At 73.0% G+C, this 22888-nt stretch carries 23 protein-coding genes and 1 pseudogene; 16 read left to right on the forward strand and 8 right to left on the reverse strand.

All coding sequences use genetic code 11. The features are described from left to right. Positions 1–79: 79 nt before the first annotated feature. From ctaD to J7462_RS02280, 5 genes and pseudogenes are all read right to left on the reverse strand, one after another. Positions 80–2086 (reverse strand): cytochrome c oxidase subunit I, encoded by a 2007-nt coding sequence (gene ctaD / locus J7462_RS02265; protein ID WP_219461095.1) that lies wholly within the window; start codon positions 2084–2086, stop codon positions 80–82. An 89-nt stretch (positions 2087–2175) separates the two neighbouring features. After that, the gene (locus J7462_RS31690; RefSeq protein WP_308290699.1) at positions 2176–2601 is read right to left on the reverse strand and encodes an ATP-binding protein; all 426 of its coding nucleotides are present in this window, start codon (positions 2599–2601) and stop codon (positions 2176–2178) included. Positions 2602–2705: 104 nt separating this feature from the next. Further along, positions 2706–2903 (reverse strand): annotated as a pseudogene (locus J7462_RS33545) (STAS domain-containing protein); the annotation flags it as partial. Between the two features lie 112 nt (positions 2904–3015). Further along, entirely contained in the window at positions 3016–4173 is a 1158-nt protein-coding gene (locus J7462_RS02275) for a glycosyltransferase (RefSeq protein ID WP_219461098.1), read from the reverse strand. A gap of 100 nt (positions 4174–4273) precedes the next feature. After that, entirely contained in the window at positions 4274–5254 is a 981-nt protein-coding gene (locus tag J7462_RS02280; protein ID WP_308290700.1) for a glucosyl-3-phosphoglycerate synthase, read from the reverse strand. Positions 5255–5506: 252 nt separating this feature from the next. Here J7462_RS02280 and J7462_RS02285 point away from each other — a divergent pair, with 252 nt between their 5' ends. Both J7462_RS02285 and J7462_RS02290 read left to right on the forward strand, forming a co-directional pair. After that, complete coding sequence (locus J7462_RS02285) at positions 5507–6541, forward strand: Gfo/Idh/MocA family protein (protein WP_219461104.1); 1035 nt, start codon at positions 5507–5509, stop codon at positions 6539–6541. Further along, on the forward strand, positions 6534–7622 hold the full coding sequence (locus J7462_RS02290) for a zinc-binding dehydrogenase (RefSeq protein WP_219461106.1): 1089 nt from the start codon (positions 6534–6536) through the stop codon (positions 7620–7622). The genes J7462_RS02285 and J7462_RS02290 overlap by 8 nt, the downstream gene beginning before the upstream one ends. A gap of 66 nt (positions 7623–7688) precedes the next feature. Here the strand turns inward: J7462_RS02290 and J7462_RS02295 are convergent, their stop codons facing one another. Both J7462_RS02295 and J7462_RS02300 read right to left on the reverse strand, forming a co-directional pair. Further along, the gene (locus tag J7462_RS02295) at positions 7689–9575 is read right to left on the reverse strand and encodes a KedN5 family methylcobalamin-dependent radical SAM C-methyltransferase (RefSeq protein WP_219461112.1); all 1887 of its coding nucleotides are present in this window, start codon (positions 9573–9575) and stop codon (positions 7689–7691) included. 32 nt (positions 9576–9607) lie between these two features. Beyond that, positions 9608–10216: a LysE/ArgO family amino acid transporter gene (locus J7462_RS02300; RefSeq protein WP_208566302.1), complete on the reverse strand. Its 609-nt coding sequence runs from the start codon at positions 10214–10216 to the stop codon at positions 9608–9610. Positions 10217–10864: 648 nt separating this feature from the next. On the opposite strand from J7462_RS02300, the gene secA2 reads away from it, so the two are divergent. The 4 genes from secA2 to J7462_RS02320 all read left to right on the forward strand — a co-directional run bounded on the left by secA2 (position 10865) and on the right by J7462_RS02320 (position 15655). Then, positions 10865–13156, forward strand: coding sequence for an accessory Sec system translocase SecA2 (gene secA2, locus J7462_RS02305; protein ID WP_219461115.1), 2292 nt, complete (start codon positions 10865–10867; stop codon positions 13154–13156). A 176-nt stretch (positions 13157–13332) separates the two neighbouring features. After that, on the forward strand, positions 13333–14073 hold the full coding sequence (locus tag J7462_RS02310) for a GAF and ANTAR domain-containing protein (RefSeq protein WP_219461117.1): 741 nt from the start codon (positions 13333–13335) through the stop codon (positions 14071–14073). Between the two features lie 215 nt (positions 14074–14288). Next, entirely contained in the window at positions 14289–14792 is a 504-nt protein-coding gene (locus J7462_RS02315; protein WP_219461121.1) for a DUF2231 domain-containing protein, read from the forward strand. A 101-nt stretch (positions 14793–14893) separates the two neighbouring features. Then, a complete protein-coding gene (locus J7462_RS02320; RefSeq protein ID WP_219461124.1) occupies positions 14894–15655 on the forward strand; it encodes a class I SAM-dependent methyltransferase in 762 nt (253 codons plus the stop codon). 160 nt (positions 15656–15815) lie between these two features. Here the strand turns inward: J7462_RS02320 and J7462_RS02325 are convergent, their stop codons facing one another. Next, positions 15816–16208 (reverse strand): ankyrin repeat domain-containing protein, encoded by a 393-nt coding sequence (locus tag J7462_RS02325; protein WP_208566297.1) that lies wholly within the window; start codon positions 16206–16208, stop codon positions 15816–15818. A gap of 179 nt (positions 16209–16387) precedes the next feature. On the opposite strand from J7462_RS02325, the gene J7462_RS02330 reads away from it, so the two are divergent. From J7462_RS02330 to J7462_RS02375, 10 genes are all read left to right on the forward strand, one after another. After that, positions 16388–16840, forward strand: coding sequence for a cysteine dioxygenase family protein (locus tag J7462_RS02330; RefSeq protein ID WP_219461128.1), 453 nt, complete (start codon positions 16388–16390; stop codon positions 16838–16840). Between the two features lie 94 nt (positions 16841–16934). After that, the gene (locus tag J7462_RS02335; protein ID WP_208566295.1) at positions 16935–17426 is read left to right on the forward strand and encodes a rhodanese-like domain-containing protein; all 492 of its coding nucleotides are present in this window, start codon (positions 16935–16937) and stop codon (positions 17424–17426) included. Between the two features lie 51 nt (positions 17427–17477). Beyond that, positions 17478–18068, forward strand: a complete 591-nt coding sequence (locus J7462_RS02340) for a winged helix-turn-helix domain-containing protein (protein ID WP_219461132.1) — start codon at positions 17478–17480, stop codon at positions 18066–18068. A gap of 282 nt (positions 18069–18350) precedes the next feature. Then, positions 18351–18959: a winged helix-turn-helix domain-containing protein gene (locus J7462_RS02345; protein ID WP_219461137.1), complete on the forward strand. Its 609-nt coding sequence runs from the start codon at positions 18351–18353 to the stop codon at positions 18957–18959. 24 nt (positions 18960–18983) lie between these two features. After that, positions 18984–19652, forward strand: coding sequence for a uridine kinase (locus tag J7462_RS02350; RefSeq protein WP_219461142.1), 669 nt, complete (start codon positions 18984–18986; stop codon positions 19650–19652). A gap of 174 nt (positions 19653–19826) precedes the next feature. Next, positions 19827–20225, forward strand: coding sequence for a TraR/DksA C4-type zinc finger protein (locus tag J7462_RS02355; RefSeq protein WP_219461145.1), 399 nt, complete (start codon positions 19827–19829; stop codon positions 20223–20225). A 291-nt stretch (positions 20226–20516) separates the two neighbouring features. Further along, positions 20517–20708 (forward strand): hypothetical protein, encoded by a 192-nt coding sequence (locus J7462_RS02360; RefSeq protein WP_219461148.1) that lies wholly within the window; start codon positions 20517–20519, stop codon positions 20706–20708. 4 nt (positions 20709–20712) lie between these two features. Beyond that, a complete protein-coding gene (locus J7462_RS02365; protein ID WP_208566289.1) occupies positions 20713–21141 on the forward strand; it encodes a DUF2267 domain-containing protein in 429 nt (142 codons plus the stop codon). A gap of 153 nt (positions 21142–21294) precedes the next feature. Beyond that, a complete protein-coding gene (locus J7462_RS02370; protein ID WP_208566288.1) occupies positions 21295–21600 on the forward strand; it encodes a hypothetical protein in 306 nt (101 codons plus the stop codon). 8 nt (positions 21601–21608) lie between these two features. Then, the gene (locus J7462_RS02375) at positions 21609–22877 is read left to right on the forward strand and encodes a JmjC domain-containing protein (protein WP_219461152.1); all 1269 of its coding nucleotides are present in this window, start codon (positions 21609–21611) and stop codon (positions 22875–22877) included. Positions 22878–22888: the final 11 nt, after the last annotated feature.

Genomic DNA, 22888 nt, shown 5'->3' on the forward strand with positions numbered 1-22888 from the left:
CCCGGCTCCGGCCGGCGCAGGACGGCCGTCGGGCCGGCACCCCCGAACGGGGGGGTGCCGGCCCGACGGCCGTTGCGGGTCAGCGCCGTCCGGGGTCGTCGTCGTCCGTGCCGTGCGGGTGCCGCCACCGCTCGGGGGTGTCGGGGTTCGCACCGCCGGGGCCGTCGTCGTCCGGGGCGTCGGAGTGCGCGAAGCCGGGACGGCGGACGTCCTCCGGTTCGGGCACCTCCACCGGGCGGGCGCCGGACTGCGGGGCGGGTTGGTACTCCACCGCCTCCCGGGCCCCGTGCGCGCCCTCGGCCGCCGGTGACTCGGGGACGTGCCGCTCGTGGTGCAGCTCGTCGTGCAGGTGCTGCGGTGGCCGGGTGGTGCGTTGCGGCAGGTCCCGGCCGAGGTCGGCGACGAGGGGGCCGTACTTGGCGTCGAAGGCGGGCCGCTCGGAGCGGATCCGGGGCATCCGGTCGAAGTTGCGCAACGGGGGCGGGCAGGTGGTGGCCCATTCCAGGGAGTTGCCGAAACCCCACGGGTCGTCCACCGTCACCAGCGCGCCGTAGCGCCAGGACTTCCACACGTTGTAGAGGAAGAACAGGGTGGACGCGCCGAGCACGAACGACCCGACGGTGGAGATCATGTTGAGCGTGGTGAAGCCGTCGTCGGGCAGGTAGTCGGCGTACCGGCGGGGCATCCCCTCGTCGCCCAGCCAGTGCTGCACCAGGAAGGTGGCGTGGAAGCCGATGAACATGGTCCAGAAGTGCAGCTTGCCGAGCCGTTCGTCGAGCAGCCGGCCGGTCATCTTGGGAAACCAGAAGTAGACCCCGCCGAACGCGGCGAACACGATGGTGCCGAACAGCACGTAGTGGAAGTGCGCCACCACGAAGTACGAGTCGGTGACGTGGAAGTCCACCGGCGGGCTGGCCAGCAGCACCCCGGTCAGGCCGCCGAGCAGGAAGGTGACCAGGAATCCGACGGCGAACAGCATCGGCGTCTCGAAGGTGAGCTGCCCCTTCCACATGGTGCCGATCCAGTTGAAGAACTTCACCCCGGTGGGCACCGCGATCAGGTAGCTGAGGAAGCTGAAGAACGGCAGCAGCACCTGGCCGGTGGCGAACATGTGGTGCGCCCAGACGGTCATCGACAGCACGGTGATCGCGACGGTGGCCAGCACCAGGCCGGTGTAGCCGAAGATCGGTTTGCGGCTGAAGACCGGGATGATCTCGGTGATGATGCCGAAGAACGGCAACGCCACGATGTAGACCTCGGGGTGGCCGAAGAACCAGAACAGGTGCTGCCACAGCATCGGCCCGCCGGTCGCCGGGTCGTAGACGTGGGCGTCGAGCAGCCGGTCCGCGCCCAGCGCCAGCAGCGCGGCGGCCAGCAGCGGGAAGACCAGGATCACCAGGACGGCGGTGAGCAGCATGTTCCACGTGAAGATCGGCATCCGGAACATGGTCATGCCGGGCGCGCGCAGGGTCAGCGTGGTGGTGATCAGGTTGACCGCGCCCAGGATGGTGCCCAGGCCGGAGACGACCAGGCCGACCACCCACAGGTTCCCCCCGATGCCGGGGGAGTGCGTCGCGTCGCTGAGCGGGTTGTACGCCGTCCAGCCGAAGTCGGCCGCACCACCGGGGGTGAGGTAGCCGCCGACGACCATCGTGCCGCCGAACAGGTACAGCCAGTACGCGAACGCGTTGAGCCGGGGGAACGCCACGTCCGGTGCGCCGATCTGCAACGGGACGATGTAGTTGCCGAAGGCGAACACCAGTGGGGTGGCGAAGAGCAGCAGCATGATCGTGCCGTGCATGGTGAACGCCTGGTTGTACTGCTCGGGGGAGAGGAACTGCATCCCGGGCCGGGCCAGCTCGGCCCGGATGAGCAGGGCGAGCACGCCGCCGATCAGGAAGAACACGAACGACGTGGCCAGGTAGAGCAGGCCGATCTGCTTGGCGTCGGTGGTGCCGAGCAGCCGCAGCAGCTTGTTCCCGGGCAGTGCCGGGCGGACCGGTCCGGGGAAGCCACCGAACCGGGCCGGGGCGAGGATCGCCGGGCCGCGGTCTCGGGCGGGTTCCGTGGTTACCCGTCTGGGCATGGCTCTCTCACCCCGTCGTGACGACAGAAAGGACGGGCGCGACTACCCGTCCCTCCGCCCATGTAACCAGGCGAGAGAGGGAATTTCGGTCAATTCGCGGGCAGGAGTGCCCAAACCACTTTGCCGTCGGCCAGCGGGGAACTGCCCCAGCGCTGCGCCATGTCCCGGATCAGCAGCAAACCCCGGCCGCCCTCGGCGGTCACGTCCGGGCTGGCCGCGCGCGCCACCGCCCGGCTGCCGTCGGCGACCGCCACCCGCAGGTACGGCTGGTGCAGGGTCAACGTGATCCGCATCGGGGTGTGGGCGTGCCGCACCACGTTGCCGACCAGCTCACTGAGCACCAGCGACGCCGGTTCCACCAGGTGCGGGACGTTCCACCGGGCGCAGGCGTCACCGACCAGCTCACGGGCCCGCCGGCAGGCCCCCGCCACCGGATCCAACCGGACCCGCAACCGGGGTGCGGCCCTCGCCCCGGCCAGCCGGGCCGCCTCGGCGCAGTCCTGCCGTACCGGCACCACCCGGCAGGTGGTGGAGGTGGACAGCCAGGCGGCGGCGTCCGGCGGGGGGAGCAGAGCACCACCGGCACGGCCGGCCAGTCCGCGGCCTGCCGGGCGGTGGCGGCGAAGACCGACAGCGCCAACCGGTCGGCGACGGTCACCCCGCCCAGGTCGACCACCAACGCGTCCGGCAGCGTGGCCAGGCAGCGGTCCAGCACGGTGTGTACGGCGCGCATGGTGCCCAGGTCGAGTGCGCCCGCGAGGCGTACGACGGTCACGGGTGACTCGTCGTGGACCTCGCAGGTGATCCGGCTGGCCATCGGCCCCTCGATTCCGCTCGCGGTGCTGGGCAGAACTGCCAGGTACCCGCGGTCCCGGGGAACGAAACCGGGCCCGGACCGAGGACGGGCCGGACCCGGTCGGGTCGGTGGTTCAGGCGGCCTGGAGCTGCGGCTTGCGGGCCCCGGCGCGGACCGTCTCGTAGAGCGTGACGTACCGCTGCGCCATCACCGCCGGGGTGAACCGCTCGGCGGCCTCCCGCCGGCACTCGTCCGGATCGAGCCGGCGTGCCGCCAGCAGCAGCTCACCCAGCTCCTCCTCGTCGTCGGTGAGCAGGCCGGTCCGCCCGTGCGCGATCAGCTCGGGCAGGCAACCCCGACCGGTCGCCACCACCGGCGTGCCCAACGCCAGCGACTCCACCACGGCGGTCCCGCCGGGTTCCTCCCAGCGCAGCGGGAACAGTGACGCCCGCGCCCCGGCCAGCAGGTCGTCGCGCTCCCGGCCGGCCACCGTGCCCACCCAGCGGACCAGGTCACCGTCGACGTGCGGGGCGACCTGGTCGTAGAAGAACCGCACGTCCGGGTTCTGCCGGGCCTCCTCGCCCGCCGCGGCCAGGTCCGCCGGCCGGTGGTACGGCCCGACCGGGCCGGCGAGCACCAGCGGCACCCCGGTGCGCCGGGCCAGCCGGGCGCCGACGTCCTGGCCCTTGCCCGGGTTGATCCGGCCGAGAATGATCGTGTAGTCACCCTTGGCCGGCCGGGGCGCCCGGTCGGCGTGCACGGCCAGCGGGGTGGACAGGTGCACGTGCCCGACCGAGTGCGCCCGCAGCGCCCGGGGTGCGCGGGCCAGTTGGGCGGCGGAGACCCCGTTGACCCGGACCCGCGCCCCGGCGTCGAGGTTGCCGTACAGCTCGGGGTGCTTGGCGAGGTCCCAGTGCAGGGTGTGCAGCACCGGTGGGGCGGCCGGCCCCATCGCCGCGAGGGTGGCCAGCCCGACGGCTTCCACGTGGTCGTGCACCAGGTCGATGTCGTCGCGGCCGTGTACCTGCCGGACCACCCCGGCCAGGTGCGCCTGGGACACCCCGCACACCTGGTTGTAGGGCCGTTGCAACGCCGCGAACTGCCCGTCGTCGTAGACCGAGAACCTCTCGTCCACCGGCAGGGTGCTCGACCCCACCGAGGCCAGCACCACCTTCACCCCGAGCCGACGCAGCTCCGGCACCAGGGTGGCGATGACGTTCTCGATGCCGCCGTAGCCGGGTGGGGGCACGGACAGCCAGGGGCCGGCGTTCATCAGCACGGTGAGACTCATGATCGGGGAATCCTCTCGGGACGGTGGGAGTCCCGGGCGGGTGTCGACCCCGCGCGTCGGGTGGCACTGCCGGTGTCGCGTCGGAGGGTCCGCCGCGTCGTCACGCGGCCACCCGCCGGCGCGGCAGCCGGGGCCGCAGCTCGGCCAGGGGTGGACGTTCCTGCACCGAGACGTCGTTGACGACGATCTCCCGGTCGAGATTCGGCAGCGCCTCCGAGCCGCCCCGACGGAACTGGGTCAGCAGCGCTCCCGGGCTGGTGCCCGGGGCGGCCCAACCGCGCCGCTGCAACCGCGTCCAGGCGGTGTGCATGATCTGCGCGGACATCCGGCCCAGGGCCGCGGTGTCCTGGTGCCGGTGCTTGCGCTCGCCCAGGTCGACCTGGGCCAGCGCGTCCAGGCCGACCAGTTCCAGCAGATCGATCAGCATGGCCGTCTCGACCCCGTAACCGGTGACGAACGGCACCCGCTCCAGCACCTCGCGCCGGCCGGCGTACTCGCCCGCCAGGGGCTGCACGAAGCCGGCGAGCTCCGGCCAGAACAGGTTCAGCAGCGGCCGGGCCATCAGCTCCGTCACCCGTCCGCCGCCGTCGGTCTCGACGCTGGTCGTGCCGACCAGGGGCCGGTGGTAGAAGCCCTTCACGAACTCCACCGACGGATCGACCAGCAGCGGACCGATCAGGCCGGTCACGAAGTGCGGCCGGAACTCCCGCAGATCGGCGTCGATGAACGCGACGACGTCGCCCTCGGCGGCGGCCAGGCCGGCCCAGAGCGCGTCACCCTTGCCGGTCAGCCGGGGCAGCCCCCGGGTCATCTCGTCCTGACCGACCACCTCAGCGCCGGCGGCCCGGGCCACCTGTGCGGTCCGGTCGGTCGACCGGGAGTCGACCACGATCAGCTCGTCGACCAGGGGAACCCGGTCCATCAGGTGTTCCCGGATCGTCGCGACGATCGCCCCGACGGTGGCTTCCTCGTTGCGGGCGGGCAGCACAACGCTGACCCGGTTCTCTCCCTTCGCCCGCATCAGCCGTCGCGTGGGCCAGTCCTGCGCCGACGTCGTTCGATAGGTGGCCCACGCCTCCACGACAGGAGAGACGATCGGTGTTGTATCCCGCACTGGCAAACCCCCAGATCCATGGCGGAAAACCCGGATGTGGTTTTCCCACCCCCGCACAACCGCTAACCGGATAATCCCTAACAGCTTGATCACGTCGGTTCCACCGGCCGGTTCCCGGCAGGTGAACGCTGTGTTGCGCGACGACCCCGGGGTTTCGCCCCGGCCCATCGGGGGGAGTGCTGACGGCGTTGGTCATGACCGCGTCGAGAGGGCCGAAGAATGCGTACGTGCCGGGTGGGGCTGGTCGGGGCCGGCGGGGTGGCGCAACGCCACGCCCGCGTGCTGGGGAGTTTCGCCGACGTGGAGTTGCTCGGCGTCACCGACGTGGCCCGGGACGCGGCGACGGAACTGGCCGCCGCGCACTCCGCGCACGTCTTCGCCGACGTCGACGAACTGCTGGCCGCCGGCCCGGACGCCGTCTACGTCTGCGTGCCCCCGTTCGCCCACGGGCCGGTGGAGGAAGCCGTGATCGCAGCCGGGGTGCCGATGTTCGTGGAGAAACCGGTCGCCGCCGACCTGGACACCGCCGAGCGGATCGCCGCCCTGGTCCAGGAGAAGCAGCTGCTCACCGCCGTCGGACACCACTGGCGTCACCTGCACGTGGTGCAGCGGGCCCGGCAACTGCTCGCCGACCGTCCGGTACGGATGGTCAACGGAGCCTGGCTGGACAAGGTGCCCCCGGTGTCCTGGTGGGCGGTGCGGGACCGCTCCGGTGGCCCGGTCGTCGAGCAGGCCGCCCACGTGCTGGACCTGATCCGCGTGCTGGCCGGTGAGGCCGTCGAGGTGACCGCGTACGGCGACGGCAACCCGCCGCCGGTCGACGACGCCGACATCGACGCGGTGACCGCTGCCACGCTGCGCTTCGCCTCCGGGGCGGTGGGCACCCTCGCCACCGCCTGCGTGCTCGGCTGGAAACACCGCGCCGGCCTGGAGATCCTCGCCGACGGGCTGGCCCTGTCCCTGGCCGAGGACGGCCTGACGATCCGCGACGCCGACGGGGAACGCCACCTGGCGGCCGACCCGGACGACGCCCGGGTCGCCGTCGACCGGGCCTTCGTCGACGCGGTCACCGGCGTCGGCGACGACATCCGGGTGCCGTACGCGGAGGCGTTGCGCACCCAGCGACTGGCGGTCGCGGTCGCGCAGAGCGCCCGCACCGGTCGCCCCGTCACCCTGCCCACCGGCCCGGCCGCCCTGACGTCGGTGGCCGGCGGCGTGCCGGCGAGGCCCGCGGGGGCGACCGTCGATGCGTGACACGGTGGTGGTGGTCAGCGGACCGGGACGGGTCGAGCTGGCCGAGCAGGAGGCCGGTGAGCTGCGCGACGGCACCATCCGGGTGCGGACCCGCTACAGCGGCATCTCCGCCGGCACCGAGCTGAGCTTCGTCAAGGGCACCAACCCCTACCTCAACGTCACCTTCGACACCGGCCTCGGCCTGTTCCGGCCCGGAACGGCCAGCACCCCGTACCCGGTCACCCGGCTCGGCTACATGCAGGTCGCCGAGGTGGTGCAGAGCCGTACCCCGGCGATCGCCGTCGGCACCGTCGGTGCGATGACCTACGGCCACCGCACCGGGTACGTCGCCGACCCGCTGGCCGAACGGTTCGTGCCGCTGCCCGACGACCTCGATCCGCTGCTCGGCGTCTACGTGGCCCACATGGGCCCGATCTGCGCCAACGGGCTGCTGCACGCCGCCGCCGACCTGTATGGCACCGACGTCCGCTCGCTCGGCGACGGGGTGCGCGGCCGACGGGTCGCGGTGGTCGGCGGTGGGGTGGTCGCCCTGCTCACCGCCCTGTTCGCCAGGCAGCACGGTGCCGCCTCGGTGGTGGTGGTCGACCCGACGCCGCAGCGCCGCCAGGTCGCCGAGGCGCTCGGCCTGCAGACCCTGGACCCGGACGCCGACGACCCCGCCGTGGTGCTCAAGACCCGGTGGCATCACAGCGCCGGGGACCGGGGCGCCGACGTGGTGTTCCAGTGCCGGGGTCAGGACTGGGCGCTGCACCTGGCGCTGCGCCTGCTGCGCCCCCAGGGCACCGTGATCGACCTGGCGTTCTACCAGGGCGGCGCGGACGCCGTCCGGCTCGGTGAGGAGTTCCACCACAACGGGCTGTCGCTGCGCTGCGCACAGATCGGCCGGGTGCCCCGGGGTCTCGCCCCCACCTGGGACCGGGAACGCCTCTCCGCCGAGACGATCGACCTGCTGCGCCGGTACGGCGACCTGATCCGCACCCACCTGATCTCGGCCGTGGTCCCGTTCGCGCAGGGACCCGCCCTCCTCACCGAGCTGGCCGAACGCCGTCGCCAGGAACTCCAGGTGGTGCTCACCGGCTGACCGGCACCGCACCGGGGGCCGGTCGCGTGCGATGGGCCGGCCACCGCACGCGACCGGTACCGCAGGTCACCGCGCGGCGGCGGTCACCTGCGGCACGGCCCGGGCGAAATAGTGCGCCCCGGTCTCGTGGTTGTCCAGGTGCTGGTAGAACCCGCGTGTGCTGCGGAACTCGTACGTCGTCACCGCGGCGCGCGGGGCGGTCAGGTCCCCGTCGGCCAGGGCGGCGAGCACCTCCGCGACCGGCATGGGGAAGGTGACCGGGTCACTGGCGTACTCCTCGCCGTCGACCCGCCAGCCGGCCGGCCGGGTGGCGCCCGGTGGCTGGTAGACCGGGCGGCTCCAGCGCTCGAAGCGGTACAGCTCCCGGCCGAACTCGGCCCAGTCGGCCGGGAAGCGGCTGACCACGGCGTCGTTCCACCACCGTTCGATCTGCTCGTCGAGCGCCGGCTCGCTGTAGAGCATCCGGTGCCCCGCCGCCACGGCCGGCGACTCGGCGATGATCGGGAAGCTCTCCCGGAACGCCACCACCGCCGGGTGGGCCGACGCCTCGATGAAGTCCCGCAGACTGTTGATCACCTGGCTCTGGGTGAGCCCGGCGAGTAGGCGGGCCGGTCGCCACAGCCGCCGGAAGTACTGGTTCTCGCCGAGGATGCGGGCCAGGTACATGAAGCGTTGCATGGCGAAGTTCTCGGCCAGGGTCGAGGTGCGGTTGGCCAGCACGTACTCGAAGTCGTCGTGCTGGCCCCGGACAGTCACGAACCCGTGGAGCTGGCGCTGCTCGCTGTAGCCCGTGTTCGGCAGCAGCAGCAACGGGTAGACCGCGATCCGGGGGACCTTCTCGGCGAGGCGGTCGTAGCCGTCGAAGAACGAGGCGGTGGTCTCACCGGGCGCTCCCCAGATCAACTCGACGAACGCCTCCATCTTCTCCTGGGCCAGCCAGTCGGCGAGCGCCTCCCACTGGTTGAGCTTCATGTTGCGCCGCTGCATGTCGCCCAGCGCCTCGTCGGACAGCGTCTGGAGGGCGAGCGTGAACGAACTCTTGAACCCCCGGTCCCGCAGGGTCCGCACGATGCGGTGGAACCGCTCGGACTTGTTCTTGGCCCAGTTGGCCTCCAGCGCCGTCGGGAAGCCGTACCGGGCGTTGGTGCTCAGCAGGTCCTCGGTGAACTCCTCGTCGGCCTCCAACATGCCGAAGTTGGCGTCGCAGAGGAAGACCGTGGGCACCTGGTGGAAGCCGAACAGGTCGAGTTCCTCGGCGAGGCGTTCCCGGGAGAACGAGCGCACCCGCTGCCCGGTCGCCCCGCCCCAGTAGCAGAACGAGCACTTGTACGGGCAGCCCCGGTTGGTCTCCAGCAACGCGAACTCGTACGGGAACGCTCCGTTGCGGTCGACCAGGGGGATGGCTCCGGTGAGGAACGGCGAGGGGATCACGTCGAGGTTCTCGATCCGTGGCCGGTCCTCGGTGGTGTGGCAGGCCCCGTCCGGGTCCCGGTAGGAGACCCCGGCCACGGTGTCGAGCGCCGGGTCACCGGGGCGGGCGAGGATCGCGGCGGTCAGGTCACGGAAGGTGAGTTCCCCTTCCCCGTTGACCACCACGTCGACCGCGGGGTGTTCGCGGAACACCCGGGGCCCCTGGTGGCTGACGTGGTTGCCGCCGAAGACCACGGTGCCGCCCGGCTTCAGCTGCTTGTAGAGGTCGGCCAGGCAGGCGAAGTTCCGGTAGTTCCAACCAAGCACCGAGAACGCGAGAATGTCCGGCGGCTCACTGGCGAATATCCTTCGGGCCATTTCGGTGATCGACCAGCCGCCGCGCAGGTTGTGGATCTGCACGTCGGTCTCGGAACCGAGGTCGGGATCGGCGTCGAGGATCGCCTTGAGATATCCCGCCGCCAGTGGCATGGAATCGATGGGCAGGTCCCATGCGCTTTGTTGCACCAATCCGATCTTGAACATGGTGCGGTGTCTCCGTTCGCGAATAGGAGGGACTAACCGCGTACCGCTTCGATGGCGAACAGTGCTGCGAACAGGAGCAGCAGCGAACCGGAGAGCCAATCGATCCATTGCCGACGCTGCGGGGTCAACCAGCGCCGCAGGGAGGATGCCGCGGAGGTGAGGACGATGAACCACACCCAGGAGGCGCTGACCGTGCCGGCGGCGAACACCGGTCGGTCGTCCGGGGTCTGGGTGGCGATGGCGACGCCGAGTACACCCACCACGTCGAGCACCGAGTGGGGGTTGAGCACCGAGACCGAGGCACACCGGGCCACCACCCGGGTCCAGGGCAGACCACCCGTGGCCAGGGCGTCCGGCCCGCGGGTGCTGGTGCGGAAGCACTGCACCCCGAGGTAGCTCAGGAAGCCGACCCCGACGACGAGCAGCACCGTCTTGAGGCCGGGGACGCTCTGCAGCACCGCCGAGGCGCCGGCGCCGCCCAGGACGATGAGGACGGTGTCGCAGACGCCCGCGGCACCGACCGCCACCCAGGCCCGTGGCATGCCCACGCTGAAGCCCTGGTTGATGAGGAAGATGTTCTGTGGACCGATCGGCGTAATCATGGCCAGCCCGAGCAGCAGGCCGGCGAAGAAGATGTCCATACTCCTACCCGTAGCCCCCCGGCGGAATAGTGAGAGTAATGATCGTAGCGGTTCGGGTGCGGCGAATCGCCAACCGTCTTCGGCGTGCCGCACCGGGGTTGCTCGACCGCCCGTCGCGGGCATTTGACAGCGGATCCAGCGGAAGTCGGGATGGCATTCTCCTCCCCCTGGGATGCCTGCCCGGGAGCAACAGCAGTCAATGTACCGGGTGTCCGCCAGCACCCGCGCCCCCGACGCCGGATAATTGCGGCACCCGTGGTGGCGGCCGGCGTCCGGATCGCGTCGCCCCGGCGGTTGTGCGGTGGCGGTGGGGCGAACTGACCTGCGACTACGGAGGGCTATGGGAGCTTCGCCCCCGTCGCCGTGGGCCCGCCGTCCGCCGCCGAATCCGCCGCTCACACGTCCCATAAAGTGGGAATTGTGGATCGGGGGTGCTCCGGCCACCGAGCCCCGCCCGGCGGGCCGGACCGGCCCCCCGGATCGACGCCCGCCAGTCCACCGCGTCGGTCGCCGCCGGTCGGCCGGTGGCCACCCGGACCCGCCGGCACCCGCGTTGACCTGCCCGCACGGGTGGGGAACGGGACACCGGGCCCGCGTCGGGCCAACCGGGCAGCCTTTTCCGCGCTGGTTCGCGTACCGTTGCCGCTCATGGGTGTGTCGCAACGGTTGAAGAGCAGGTTCCGCCGGTTCCTCCAGCGCCCCGGGACGACGGTCGACCTGGCTCCGCTGGAGAAGCTGCTGCCGCGGATCGCCGCGCGCGAGGATGACCTGTCGGCGCTCGACGACGACGCGCTGACCGAGGCCGCCGGTGCGGCCACGGAGTACGCCGAGATCTGTGCCGTCGGCCGCGAGGCCGCCCGCCGGGGCCTCGACCAGCGGCCGTACGACGTGCAGCTGCTCGGCGCGATGGCGCTGCTGTCCGGCAAGGTCGCCGAGATGGCCACCGGTGAGGGCAAGACGCTCACCGCCACCATCGCCGCCTACGGGCACGTCCGGCTGGGCAACGGGCCGGTGCACGTGCTCACCGTCAACGACTACCTGGCCCGCCGGGACGCCGAGTGGATGACGCCGGTCTACCGGCTGCTCGGGCTGAGCGTGGGCTGGGTCAACGAGGCCTCCACCCCGACCGAGCGGCGGGCCGCGTACGGCTGCGACGTCACCTACGTCTCGGTCAGCGAGGCCGGGTTCGACTTCCTGCGCGACCAGCTCGTCACCGACATCGCCGACCGGGTCCAGCCGCCGCTGGCCACCGCGATCGTCGACGAGGCCGACTCGATCCTGATCGACGAGGCCCGGGTGCCGATGGTGCTGGCCGGCTCGACCACCGGCGAGCAGGACCCGGTGCACGCCTCCGCCGCACTCGTGCGCGGCCTGCGCAGGGGCCGGCACTACACGGTCGCCGAGGACGGCCGCAGCGTCGCCTTCACCACCGAGGGCCTGGCCGCCGTCGAGGCCAAGCTGGGCGGCATCGACCTGTACGACACCGAGCACGTCGGCCAGCTCTCCGCGGTGAACGTGGCGCTGCACGCGCACGCCCTGCTGCACCGCGACGTCGACTACATCGTCCGTGACGGTTCGGTGGAGCTGATCGACGAGATGCGCGGCCGGGTCGCCCAGCGCCGCCGCTGGCCCGACGGCCTCCAGGCCGCCGTGGAGGCGAAGGAGGGACTGGACGCCACCGCCGAGGGCGAGGTGCTGGGCACCATCGCCGTGCAGGCGTACATCGCGCGCTACCCCAAGCTGTGCGGCATGACGGCGACCGCGGTGCTGGTCGGCGACCAGCTCCGCGAGTTCTTCGGCCTCGAGGTGGCGGTGATCCCGCCGAACACCCCCTGCGTCCGCGAGGACGAGCCGGACCGGATCTACGCGACCCGGGCGGAGAAGGAGGAGGCGCTGATCGACGAGATCCGGCGCTGCCACGAGGCGGGCCGCCCGGTGCTGGTCGGCACCCTCGACGTCAAGGAGTCCGAGGGGCTCGCCGCCGGCCTGCACGCCGCCGGGGTGCCGTGCGTGGTGCTCAACGCCAAGAACGACGACGAGGAGGCGGCGATCATCGCCGAGGCCGGCGCGTACGGCGCGGTGACCGTCTCCACCCAGATGGCCGGCCGGGGCGTGGACATCCGGCTCGGCGGCAGTGAGCAGGTCGACCAGGAGCGGGTGGCCGAACTCGGCGGCCTCTACGTGATCGGCAGCGGCCGGCACGACAGCCGTCGGGTCGACGACCAGCTGCGTGGTCGGGCCGGCCGGCAGGGTGACCCGGGCGGTTCGGTCTTCTTCACCAGCCTGGAGGACGACCTGGTCGTGCGGCACGCCGGCGACACCATCCCGGCCTCGCCCCGGATGAACGCCGACGGCCTGGTCACCGACGAGCAGGTCGACTACGCGGTGGAGCACGCCCAGCGGGTCGCCGAGGGCGTCAACCACGAGATCCACCGCAACACCTGGCGCTACAGCGTCGTCATCGAGCAGCAGCGCATCGCCCTGGCCGAGCGCCGGGAGCGGCTGCTCACCTCGGACGTGGCCGCGCTGATGCTGCTCGACCGGATGCCCGACAAGGCCGGGGAGATGGACGAGGACCTGCTGGCCCGGGTGGCCCGCTCCATCGCGCTCTACCACACCGACCGGCTCTGGGCGGAGCACCTGGCCGAGTTGTCCGAGGTTCGCGAGGGCGTGCACCTGCGGGCGCTGGGCCGGCTCGACCCGCTCGACGAGTTCCACCGGGCGGCGGTGCCGGCGTTCACCAACCTCATCCCCGAGATCGAGACGCGGACCCTGGCGACCTTCGAGGAGACCGAGTTCGCCGAGGATTGGGAGCCGGACGCCGCCAAGCTGGTGCGGCCCAGCGCGACCTGGACGTACCTGGTGCACGACAACCCGTTCGGCTCGGAGCTGGACCGGTTGATCGCCTCGGTCGGTCGTCGGCTCGCCGCCGCCCGCTGAGCGGCCCGGGAACCCCTCCGGCGCGAAACGCGCCGGAGGGGTTCCTTTACGCGGTTTCGATCCGGTTTTGCCAGGGTAGTAGCCCGGGGCCCACGACTCGGGGGAGAGATCATCACGATGACACAGGCAACGACGCCGGTGCCGGGCGGCAGCTGTACGACGGAGCCCGTGGGCCGGTGAACCTGGACATGCGGGAGCTGACCATCGACACGCTCGGGGTACTGGAGACGGCCGCCCTGCTGCGGGAGCTGACCGCGGGGCTGATCGCGGTCGACGACTTCGACGAGGCGCTGACCGAGCTGGTCCGGATCGCCGCGGACGCCGTCCCGGGGGTGCTCTGGTGCGGTTTCACCGCGCTGCGGGCCGGTGAGCCCGCCGGGGTGGCCGCGTCGGACCCCCGGCTGGCCGAGCTGGACGACCTGGGGCACGGTGCGGAGTCACCAGCGATGAGCGCCATCCGCCGCCGCGAGATGATCATCGCGACGGATCTGACCGTCGAGGACCGGTGGGCGGCCTGGACCGACCGCGCCCGCCGGCTCGGCGTGCGCGGGGTGATCTCCGCCCCGGTGGACGTGGACGAGCGGGCGATCGGCTCGATCAACCTGTACGCCGGCCGGCACGGCACGCTGGGCACCCGGCACCAGCTCACCGCGATGCTGCTCGCCGAGCACGCGGGACTGCTGCTGGCCGCCGTACGGGACCGGGCCAGGCGGGCCGAGCGGGACAGCGAACGTGACGGCGCGCTGCTCGGGGAGAACGTCGTCGGCCAGGCCGTCGGGGTGATCATGACCCAGCGGGGCTGCCCGGCGCCGGAGGCCCTCGACGTGCTGCGCAGCGCGGCGTCCTCACTGGACATCCCGCTACGGGAGGTGGCCGAACGGCTGGTCACCACGGTCTCCCGCCCCCGCGAGTCCTGACGACCGGCCGGTTCGGTCGACCCGCTCGCCGGGGCCGACGTAGCAGTATCGACGTATGGCGATGCCGCCATGTCGCCGATGCTGATCCCGGTACGGCGTCAGCCGACGGTGTCGTTTCTCTCCGGACCCGCGAATCACGGCCCGACCGTTTCGTCGCAGCGGCGTGCGGGTAGCACCCTGGACCGGTGAGCTGAGCCGATCCCGGGGAGGAAACGATGGAGAGCCGCCTGAGGGTGCAGGGGCATCCCATCCAACCGATGCTCGTGACGTTCCCGTTCGGGCTCTTCGTCAGCGCCACCGTCTTCGACCTCGCCGACGTGGCCGGTGGTCCGGCCTTTCTCGGTGAGGTCGGCTACTGGACGGCGGTCGCCGCGCTGGTGGCCGCCGGGCTCGCCGCAGTGGCCGGCATGATCGACCTGTGGGACGTACGGCCGGGGCCGCACCGTCGCACCATGATCACCTTCAACATGGTCAACGCCGGCATGGCCGCGCTCTTCCTGCTGGCCTGCCTGATCCGGGCGGACGCCCCACAGCGTGGTGCGACCGGGGTGCTGCTGGTGACCGAGCTGGTGGCGCTGACGGTCGGTGCGGTCGGCGTCGGGCTCGGTGCCCGGCTGATGCGCCAGTTCGATTCCGGCCTCCCGGAGCCCACCGGCTTCGACGCCTTCGACGCCCTCCCCGCCGGCTCCACCGTCGAGATCGTCCGTCCCGCCCCCTGACCGCTGTCCCCGCCCCGGCAACGCGCCGGGCGGCGATCCGGGTGGGGTCCGGCGCGGACAATGGGGTTGCTGCTCGCGCCGGGGTGCCGCAGGGTGGGCGGATGGTCGGTCGGAGCTGTGCCGAGTTGATCGCCGAGGCGGCGGTGGCCCCCGTCGACGGCTGGGGGTTCGACTGGCTGGGCGGCCGGGCCACCGAGGAACGCCCACCGTGGGGTTACGCCCGCCTGTCGGCCGCCCGGATGGCGGCGGCCCAGTCGGCGTTGGACATCGACACCGGTGGTGGTGAGGTGCTCGCCGAGGTGCCGCAGCCGCCCCCGCTGCTGGTCGCCACCGAGGCGTGGCCGCCGAACGTCGCGGTCGCCCGGCGGACGCTGGAACGGCTCGACGGGCGGGTGGTGCAGGTCGACCCCGACGCGGGCCTGCCGTTCCGGGACGCCGCCTTCGACCTGGTGACCAGCCGGCACCCGGTGCACACCCCGTGGGCGGAGATCGCCCGGGTGCTGCGGCCCGGCGGCCACTACCTGTCCCAGCAGATCGGCGCCGGCACCATGCGCGAGCTGAGCGAGGCGGTGCTGGGGCCCCTGCCGCCGCCGGCCACCCGGCACACCGCCCAGGCGGTGGCCGCCGCCCGGGCCGCCGGCCTCGACGTGGTGCGCCTCGAGCGGGCCGTCCTGCGGGTGGAGTTCCACGACGTCGGTGCCGTGGTCTGGTTCCTGCGTAAGGTGGTCTGGACCGTGCCGGACTTCGACGTCGAGCGGTACCGGCCGCAGTTGGAGCGGCTGCACGCGCGGATCCGGGCCGACGGTGTGTTCGTCGCCCACTCCCGCCGCTTTCTGATCGAGGCCGACAAGCCGGCCGGGTGACCCCGACCACGCCGACCGGTCGGGCGGAAGGTCCACTCCGGGGGGTCGCCGACGCGGTGTCCGCCTGCCAGGACACCGCACCGTCGACCGGGCCGAGTCGACCGGGCCCGGAGGCCGCCGCGCCCGTCGCGGCTGGCCGGTGTCCCCGCCGGAGCCGGGGTCAGCGGGTGGCGAGCAGGGTGAGCATCTCCGGCAGGTCGAAGAAGCGGGCCGTCTCCACCGCCGACGGGGTGCCGTGCTCCGGGTCGGCTCCGGCGTCGAGCAGGGCACGTACCGTCTCGGCGTCGCGCCGGAACACCGCTGCGGCGAGCGCCGTCTGCCCCCGGTCGTTGACCCGGGTGTGGTCCGCGCCCCGGGCCAGCAGCACCGCCACGGTCTGCGGGTGGGCGTGGTAGGCGGCCAGGATGAGCAGGGTGTCGCCCCTGTCGTTGGTCATGTTCACCGGTAGCCCGGCGTCGACGTGGCCGCCGAGTTCGGTGGCCTCGCCCAGCCGGGCCAGGTCGAACATGCGGTGGGCGAAGGCCAGCGTCTCGGCGTCCAACTCCTCGGTCACCGGTCCAGCCTAGAGGTCCGGGCGCGGGCGGGGGCGTGGTCGCCGGGTGCCCGCTGTCACCCGTCCGGATGCCGGAGCGGGCCGGCCCGCACCGCCTGTCCCAGCATGCGGTATTACCTACTAAACCTATAGGCTTTACAGCTTAGAGTGGTGCGGGACGTTTCACCACGGGAGTGACCATGACCAGCATCCACACCGCCGACCTGCTCGCCGTCGCGGGCCGGTACACCGACCCCACCACCTGGGCGGTGCCGCTGTGCTTCGACCGCGCCGAGCGGTGGTACGCCCGGCTCGTCTCGGCCGACGACCACGAGGTCTGGGCGCTGAGCTGGCTGCCCGGTCAGGGCACCGACCTGCACGATCACGGTGGCTCCTCGGGCGCCTTCCTGGTCGTCGCCGGTGAGTTGACCGAACAGACGGTCTCCGGTGGACGGCTGCGCCCGCACCGGCTCGCTGCCGGGGCCGGGCGACGGTTCGGCCCCCGCCACGTGCACGTGGTGACCAACCGGGGCGACCGGCCCGCGGTCAGCGTGCACGTCTACCGGCCCGCACTGCGCCACATGACCCGGTACCACCTCGTCGACGGCCGGCTCCAGGTGGCCGAGGTCGCCCTCGCCGGCGTCTCCTGGTGACGCCCCCGCCGCCGCTGTCCCCGTCCCTGCCGCTGTCCCCGCCCCCGCCCCTGTTCCGCCCGCCCGTCGGCTCGCCCATGGAAGGACCGCGACGATGCCGCAGCACCTCACCCTCACCGAGAGTTGTCCGGCCCCGCCACCGGGTTCGCGTGGCATCGACGAGATCCTCGCCGAGGCCCGCACCCGCCTGCGCCGGCTCGACCCCGAGCAGGCGCACCTGGCCCACCGGGGCGGATCACTGATGGTCGACATCCGGCCGGCCGCCCAACGGGCCGCCCACGGCACCGTGCCGGGCGCTCTGGTGATCGAACGCAACGTGCTGGAGTGGCGGCTCGATCCACGCTGCCCGGCCCGGCTACCCGAGGCGGCCGGCTACGACCTGCCGGTGCTGGTGATCTGCCAGGAGGGCTACACCTCGTCGTTGGCCGCCGTCGCGTTGCAGGATCTCGGGCTGCACCGGGCCACCGACGTGGTCGGCGGATTTGTCGCCTGGCGGATCGCCGGACTGCCGACCCTGGGGCCGGCGCCGTCGCCCCGTACCCCCTCCCTCGCGCCGCCGGTGACCGCCGGCCGGACGCCGCACTGACCGTCGCGCCCCACCGGGCGTGGCGGACGCACCGCCACACAGGAGGCTCCCATGTCCCTCGTCACCCTCACCGCGCGTCCGCACCCACCGGGCCGCCCCGACCGGGTGGCGCCGGGTCGGCCCCGGTCCACGCCGTCGGTGACCATCACCCTGGACCTGGCCGCCGGGCCGCTGACGCCCCGGCTGGCCCGCCTGGTCGACCTGCTCGGCGAACTGGTCGAGACGGGGGAGGGGGCGGTCCGGCTCAGCGAGCCGACCGCCCCGCGCCTGCTGTCGTCGGTGCCGCCCCCGCGCCCGTCGCCGGCCACGATGGACCCCTCGCCGGCCGGTGACGACCCGCAGACCCTGCGGATCTTCGCCGGGACCCGGGTGGTGCGCCAGGGCGAGCGGGAGATCTCGCTCACCCGCATCGAGTTCGACCTGCTGCTCTTCCTCGCCGAGCACCCGCACCGGGTCTTCACCCGGCTCCAGCTGCTCGGCAGCGTCTGGGGGTACGAGCACGCCGTCGCCCGTACCGTGGACGTGCACGTCCGGCGGCTGCGCGCCAAGTTCGGCGTGGACACCCCGCTGGTGACCACCGTGTACGGAGTGGGTTACCGGCTCGCCGACGAGGCGAGGGTCCGGGTGGACCGCTTCCGCTGACCGTCGGACCCATTCGCGACGCACCCGGCTCAGCCGAGCGGGTGCGTCGCGTCGTCGTGGTGGTGCCCTGACGCGCAGGCACCCCCCGTTTTGGGACACGTCGGCGCTTCTGCTGTAATCATCTGGCTCGTACGCAGAGCGAGGGACCGGCTGCGAACTGTTCGTCAATTGTCACATTCATGCAACGCGGTCGCCCCTTGACCCCCGTCCAGGGGCCGGGAAGCATCGATGCAGCGGCGTCCCGGGCCGTGCGGAGTTACCCGGACCAGCCCAAGGAGGACCATGTCGGTCAGCCCCGCATCGTCGCGCGCCGGATGGCATACGTCCCAACCCTCGGTCCCGGGTCGACCCCCCGGCGGCCAGCGTCGGCCGGCCAACGGCGTGACCCCCGTGCTCACCGTGACCCTGTCGATCCCGCTGGCCAGCGAGGAGTCGCTGACCCCGCCGGCCCGCCGGCTGCTGGAGGCCGCCCGCGAGATGCTGGAACGCGGCGAGGGCACCATCACCACCACCGGCGTCCCCGCCGAGCGGCGACCCGACCAGGTCCCGGCCGGCCGGTCCCCGGGTCGGTCCCTCGCGGCCACCATCCCGATGCTGCACATCCTGGCCTCCTCCCGCTCGGTGCTGCGCGACGGCGAGCCGCTGCCGCTGACCCGACTGGAGTTCGACCTGTTGCTGCACCTGGTGGCCCACCCCCGTCGGGTGTTCACCCGGTTGCAACTGCTCAACGCCGTGTGGGGCTACGAGCATGCCGGGGTACGCACCGTGGACGTGCACGTCCGTCGGCTGCGCGGCAAGGTCGGCATCGACGTCCCGCTGGTGACCACGGTCTACGGGGTGGGCTACCGGCTCGCCGACGACGCCCGGGTCACCGTCGACCGCACCGGCTGAGGGCCCGCAGGGCACCATGGGGGGATGCGTGTCCGTCCGATCTCGCCCGACCGGCTCGTCGCCGAGTTGACCGAACGGCTCCTCACGGTCGCGTCCGCACCGGCCTCCGCCGGATCCGCTGCGCCGGCCCATCTACGGGTCGCGGTCGACGGCCCACCGGCTGCGGCTCCCGAGCGGCTCGCCGCCGCCCTGATCGACCCGCTGCGCGCCGGGGGTCGCCCGGCGGTGCACCTGCGTGCCGGGGACTTCCTCCGGCCCGCCTCGGTCCGCTACGAAACCGGCCGGACCAACCCCGACGCCTACTACGAGAGCTGGACCGACGAGGCCGGCCTGCGTCGGGAGGTGCTCGACCCGGCCGGCCCCGGTGGCACCGGGCGGGTGCTGCCCTCGCTGTGGGACGCGGCGGCCGACCGGGCCAGCCGGGCGGCCTACCGGGTCCTGTCCCCGGGTACGGTGCTGGTGGTCAGTGGGGCGTTCCTGCTCGGTGGGGGACTCCCGTTCGACGTCACCGTGCACCTGGTGCTCTCGCCGGGCGCGCTGGCCCGGCGCACCGAACCGGCGCAGCGGTGGACCCTCCCGGCCTTCGCCCGGTATGCCGACGAGGTCGCCCCGGCCTCCTTCGCCGACGTGGTGGTCCGGGTCGACGACCCCCGCCACCCGGCTTGGGTGCAGCGGGACGAGGCGACCGGCTGAGCCCTCGGCGTGGCTCGCGGGAGGCGGCGCTCACCGGACCGGGAAACCCGATGGTTTGCTGGATCGGGAGAGTGGGTAATCGCGGGGCTCATCCGGCACGGGTGATCTCAACCGTGCCGTCCGAGTCCGGAGCGCGCCGTTCGGCCGCGCCGGTCCCAGGAAAGGCAGGCAGCGATGCTCGTCCACGACACCGTCGGCACCGCCCGTACCACGGCGGAGGCCGACCAGATCCGGACCTCCCTGCGGGCCCGTTACGACGAGTTGTCCGCGGAGTACGAGCAGGCCGTCGCGCAGAGCCAGGTGCTGCGGCTGGTGGAGGTCGGCGACACCGCCGGCGACGACCAGGCCGACAGCGGCACCAAGACCGCCGAGCGGGACACCGCCCAGTCCCTGCTGCGCACCATCCTCGACCGGCGGGCCCAGTTCGAGCACGCGCTGACCCGGCTGGACGAGGGCACCTACGGCTTCTGCGAGGGCTGCACGGCGCCGATCCCGGTGGAGCGGCTCGAGATCTACCCCTCGGCCACCGCCTGCGTGACCTGCAAGCAGAACCGGGAGCGGCGGGCCGCCTGACCGCAGCCCTCCCGCCACCACGCGCCGACCGCCGTCCACCACGTGCGGCCGGCCGCTGACCGCGGCCCTGGTGCCGCCACCACCGGCCGGTGACCGACGCCGGTCACCTCCCCCCAGGTCGCCTGGTTTCACCTCGTCGGGGTGAGGACGACTCACCCCGCCACCGGGCAGCATCGAAGGTGCCGGCCGGTGCTGGCGGACCGGGGCGATGCTCCCGGCCGTGCCGGCCGGCAGGGCCGACCGGTCGCGTCGTGCGGCCGGACACCGAGAACGGGCACGGAGGTGACCGAGATGGCGGTGCGGGTGGTGGTGGACCCACGACGGGGCGCGGTGCTGCACGTCGTCGGCTCGGGTGGGGACACCCGTCGACCGGAGCGGATCGGCCGGGGCGGGAGTCCGGCCCGCCAGGGGCGGGGACCGTCGGGGCCACCCCGACGTGCCGACGACCGTCGGTGGGACGGCGAGCCGAAGGCCGGGAGGTGACCCGATGGCGGAGCAACTGATGTCGGCGTTCGAGTCGTCGGTGGACAAGACCAACCTGATCCTCAAGGACATCGAGCAGGCGTACGGGTGGCCCCGGGCGCGACGCAACCAGTCGTACGCGGCGCTGCGTACGGTGCTGCACCTGCTGCGCGACCGGATGACCGTGCAGGAGTGCGCGGAGTTCGCCGCCCAGTTGCCGGTCCTGGTGCGGGGCATCTACTTCGACGGGTGGCAGCCGGAGAACGTGCCGGTCAAGCTCAACCGGGACGACTTCCTCTACGAGGTCCGGCAGGGCTTCCCGTACGACGTCGAGGGTGGCCCGCAGCGGGTGGCGCAGGTGGTGCTGGACGCCCTGCGCCGGCACGTCACCCAGGGCGAGTGGCAGGACGTGAAGTCCGGCATGCCGAGGGACCTGCAACGGCTGATTCCCTGATCCGGGTCGCACGTTGCCCCCGACCCGGGCCCGGCGATCCGTCCCGCGCGTCGGACCGGGCGTCTACGGTGTGGTTAGAGAAGATCGTGTGGGGGGTACCACCCGCACGACAGACCCCGCCCGTGGCGGGGCGGCACACCCGAGGGAGCACCCATGGCACTGAACGACGACGACATCCAGACCACCAGCGGCGGCGGCCTCGAAGGTCCGGCCGACGGCGGCGCGACCCCGGGTCAGCACGACGGTGGCGCGGACGGCAGCGCGGAGGGCCCGGCTGACGGCGGGGCCACCCCGGGTCAGCACGACGGTGGCGCGGACGGCGGGGCCGAGGGCCCGGCTGACGGCGGCGCGACCCCGGGTCAGCACGACGGTGGCGCGGACGGCAGCGCGGAGGGCCCGGCTGACGGCGGGGCCACCCCGGGTCAGCACGACGGTGGCGCCGACGGCAGCGCCCGCTGACCGGCACCGTGACGATCATCGACCCGCCGGGCGGCTACGGCCGCCCGGCGGTCCCGTCTGCGGCGCCCCGGGCGTTGGCGCGCTGCGTCAGCGTCGAACCGGCCAAGTTCGCCGCGGCCCACTGGGGCCGCGCGCCACTGCTGTCCCGCGCCGCCGAGCTGCCCAACGCCGCCGGGTTCACCGATCTGCTCAGCCCGGACGACGCCGACGAGCTGCTCAGCCGGCGCGGTCTGCGTACCCCGTTCCTGCGGGTGGCCCGCGACGGCCAGTTGGTGCCGGCGGCGCGGTTCACCGGCGGCGGCGGCGCGGGCGCGGAGATCAGCGACCAGGTCCTCGACGAGCGCATCCTGGAGCTGTACGCCGGTGGTGCGACGCTGGTGCTCCAGGGACTGCACCGGCTCTGGCCGGCCCTGGTCGACTTCGCCCGCGACCTCGGTGCCGCCCTGACGCAGCCGTTGCAGGTCAACGCCTATCTCACCCCACCGGGGAGCCAGGGCTTCGCCACCCACTACGACACCCATGACGTCTTCGTGCTCCAGGTCGACGGCCGTAAGCGCTGGCGGATCCACCCGCCCGTGCTGACCGACCCGTTGGAGCGTCAGCCCTGGGGCGGTCGGGCCGACGAGGTGTCCGCCACCGCCGACGGCCCGGCCGCGCTGGACGTGGTCCTCGAACCGGGCGACGCGCTCTACCTGCCGCGTGGTTGGCTGCACAGCGCCCAGGCGCAGGAGTCCCGCTCGCTGCACCTGACCGTCGGCATCCGGGCGCTGACCCGGTACGCCCTGGTCGAGGAGCTGCTGGCGCTGGCCGCCGAGGATCCCCGGCTGCGGGCCGGGTTGCCCTTCGGCACCGACGTCGCCGACCCGGACGCCATCGAGCCGGAGCTGACCGAGACCGTCGAGGCGCTGCGCGACTGGCTGCTGCGGGCCGACCCGGCTGCGGTCTCCGCCCGGCTGCGGGACCGGGCCTGGCCGGCCGCCCGGCCGGCCCCGATCCGGCCGCTGGCCCAGGCCGCCGCACTCGACGGCCTCACCGCCGACAGCCGGATAGCACCCCGGGGCGGCCTGCGCTGGCAGCTCACCGCCGACGCCGACCGGGTGGCGCTGCGGCTGGTCGACCGCACCGTCACCCTGCCCGCCCAGTGTGCGGCGGCGCTGCGTGCCCTGCTCGGGTCCACCGGTCTGCGGGTGGGCGACCTGCCCGGTCTCGACGACGACGCCGACCGGTTGGTGCTGGCCCGTCGATTGCTACGCGAGGCGGTCGCCGTACCGCTGTGAGCGCCGGCCCG

Origin of the sequence: Micromonospora sp. RL09-050-HVF-A, assembly GCF_019374995.1 — a bacterium.
Lineage (GTDB): Bacteria > Actinomycetota > Actinomycetes > Mycobacteriales > Micromonosporaceae > Micromonospora > Micromonospora antibiotica.

Bases quoted from the DNA above. Each gene is read 5' to 3' on its own strand.
- ctaD (WP_219461095.1), bottom strand. From the start codon at position 2,086: ATGCCCAGACGGGTAACCACGGAACCCGCCCGAGACCGCGGCCCGGCG.
- J7462_RS02275 (WP_219461098.1), bottom strand. From the start codon at position 4,173: ATGAGTCTCACCGTGCTGATGAACGCCGGCCCCTGGCTGTCCGTGCCC.
- J7462_RS02285 (WP_219461104.1), top strand. From the start codon at position 5,507: ATGCGTACGTGCCGGGTGGGGCTGGTCGGGGCCGGCGGGGTGGCGCAA.
- J7462_RS02290 (WP_219461106.1), top strand. From the start codon at position 6,534: ATGCGTGACACGGTGGTGGTGGTCAGCGGACCGGGACGGGTCGAGCTG.
- J7462_RS02295 (WP_219461112.1), bottom strand. From the start codon at position 9,575: ATGTTCAAGATCGGATTGGTGCAACAAAGCGCATGGGACCTGCCCATC.
- J7462_RS02300 (WP_208566302.1), bottom strand. From the start codon at position 10,216: ATGGACATCTTCTTCGCCGGCCTGCTGCTCGGGCTGGCCATGATTACG.
- secA2 (WP_219461115.1), top strand. From the start codon at position 10,865: ATGGGTGTGTCGCAACGGTTGAAGAGCAGGTTCCGCCGGTTCCTCCAG.
- J7462_RS02315 (WP_219461121.1), top strand. From the start codon at position 14,289: ATGGAGAGCCGCCTGAGGGTGCAGGGGCATCCCATCCAACCGATGCTC.
- J7462_RS02320 (WP_219461124.1), top strand. From the start codon at position 14,894: ATGGTCGGTCGGAGCTGTGCCGAGTTGATCGCCGAGGCGGCGGTGGCC.
- J7462_RS02330 (WP_219461128.1), top strand. From the start codon at position 16,388: ATGACCAGCATCCACACCGCCGACCTGCTCGCCGTCGCGGGCCGGTAC.
- J7462_RS02335 (WP_208566295.1), top strand. From the start codon at position 16,935: ATGCCGCAGCACCTCACCCTCACCGAGAGTTGTCCGGCCCCGCCACCG.
- J7462_RS02340 (WP_219461132.1), top strand. From the start codon at position 17,478: ATGTCCCTCGTCACCCTCACCGCGCGTCCGCACCCACCGGGCCGCCCC.
- J7462_RS02345 (WP_219461137.1), top strand. From the start codon at position 18,351: ATGTCGGTCAGCCCCGCATCGTCGCGCGCCGGATGGCATACGTCCCAA.
- J7462_RS02350 (WP_219461142.1), top strand. From the start codon at position 18,984: ATGCGTGTCCGTCCGATCTCGCCCGACCGGCTCGTCGCCGAGTTGACC.
- J7462_RS02355 (WP_219461145.1), top strand. From the start codon at position 19,827: ATGCTCGTCCACGACACCGTCGGCACCGCCCGTACCACGGCGGAGGCC.
- J7462_RS02360 (WP_219461148.1), top strand. From the start codon at position 20,517: ATGGCGGTGCGGGTGGTGGTGGACCCACGACGGGGCGCGGTGCTGCAC.
- J7462_RS02365 (WP_208566289.1), top strand. From the start codon at position 20,713: ATGGCGGAGCAACTGATGTCGGCGTTCGAGTCGTCGGTGGACAAGACC.
- J7462_RS02370 (WP_208566288.1), top strand. From the start codon at position 21,295: ATGGCACTGAACGACGACGACATCCAGACCACCAGCGGCGGCGGCCTC.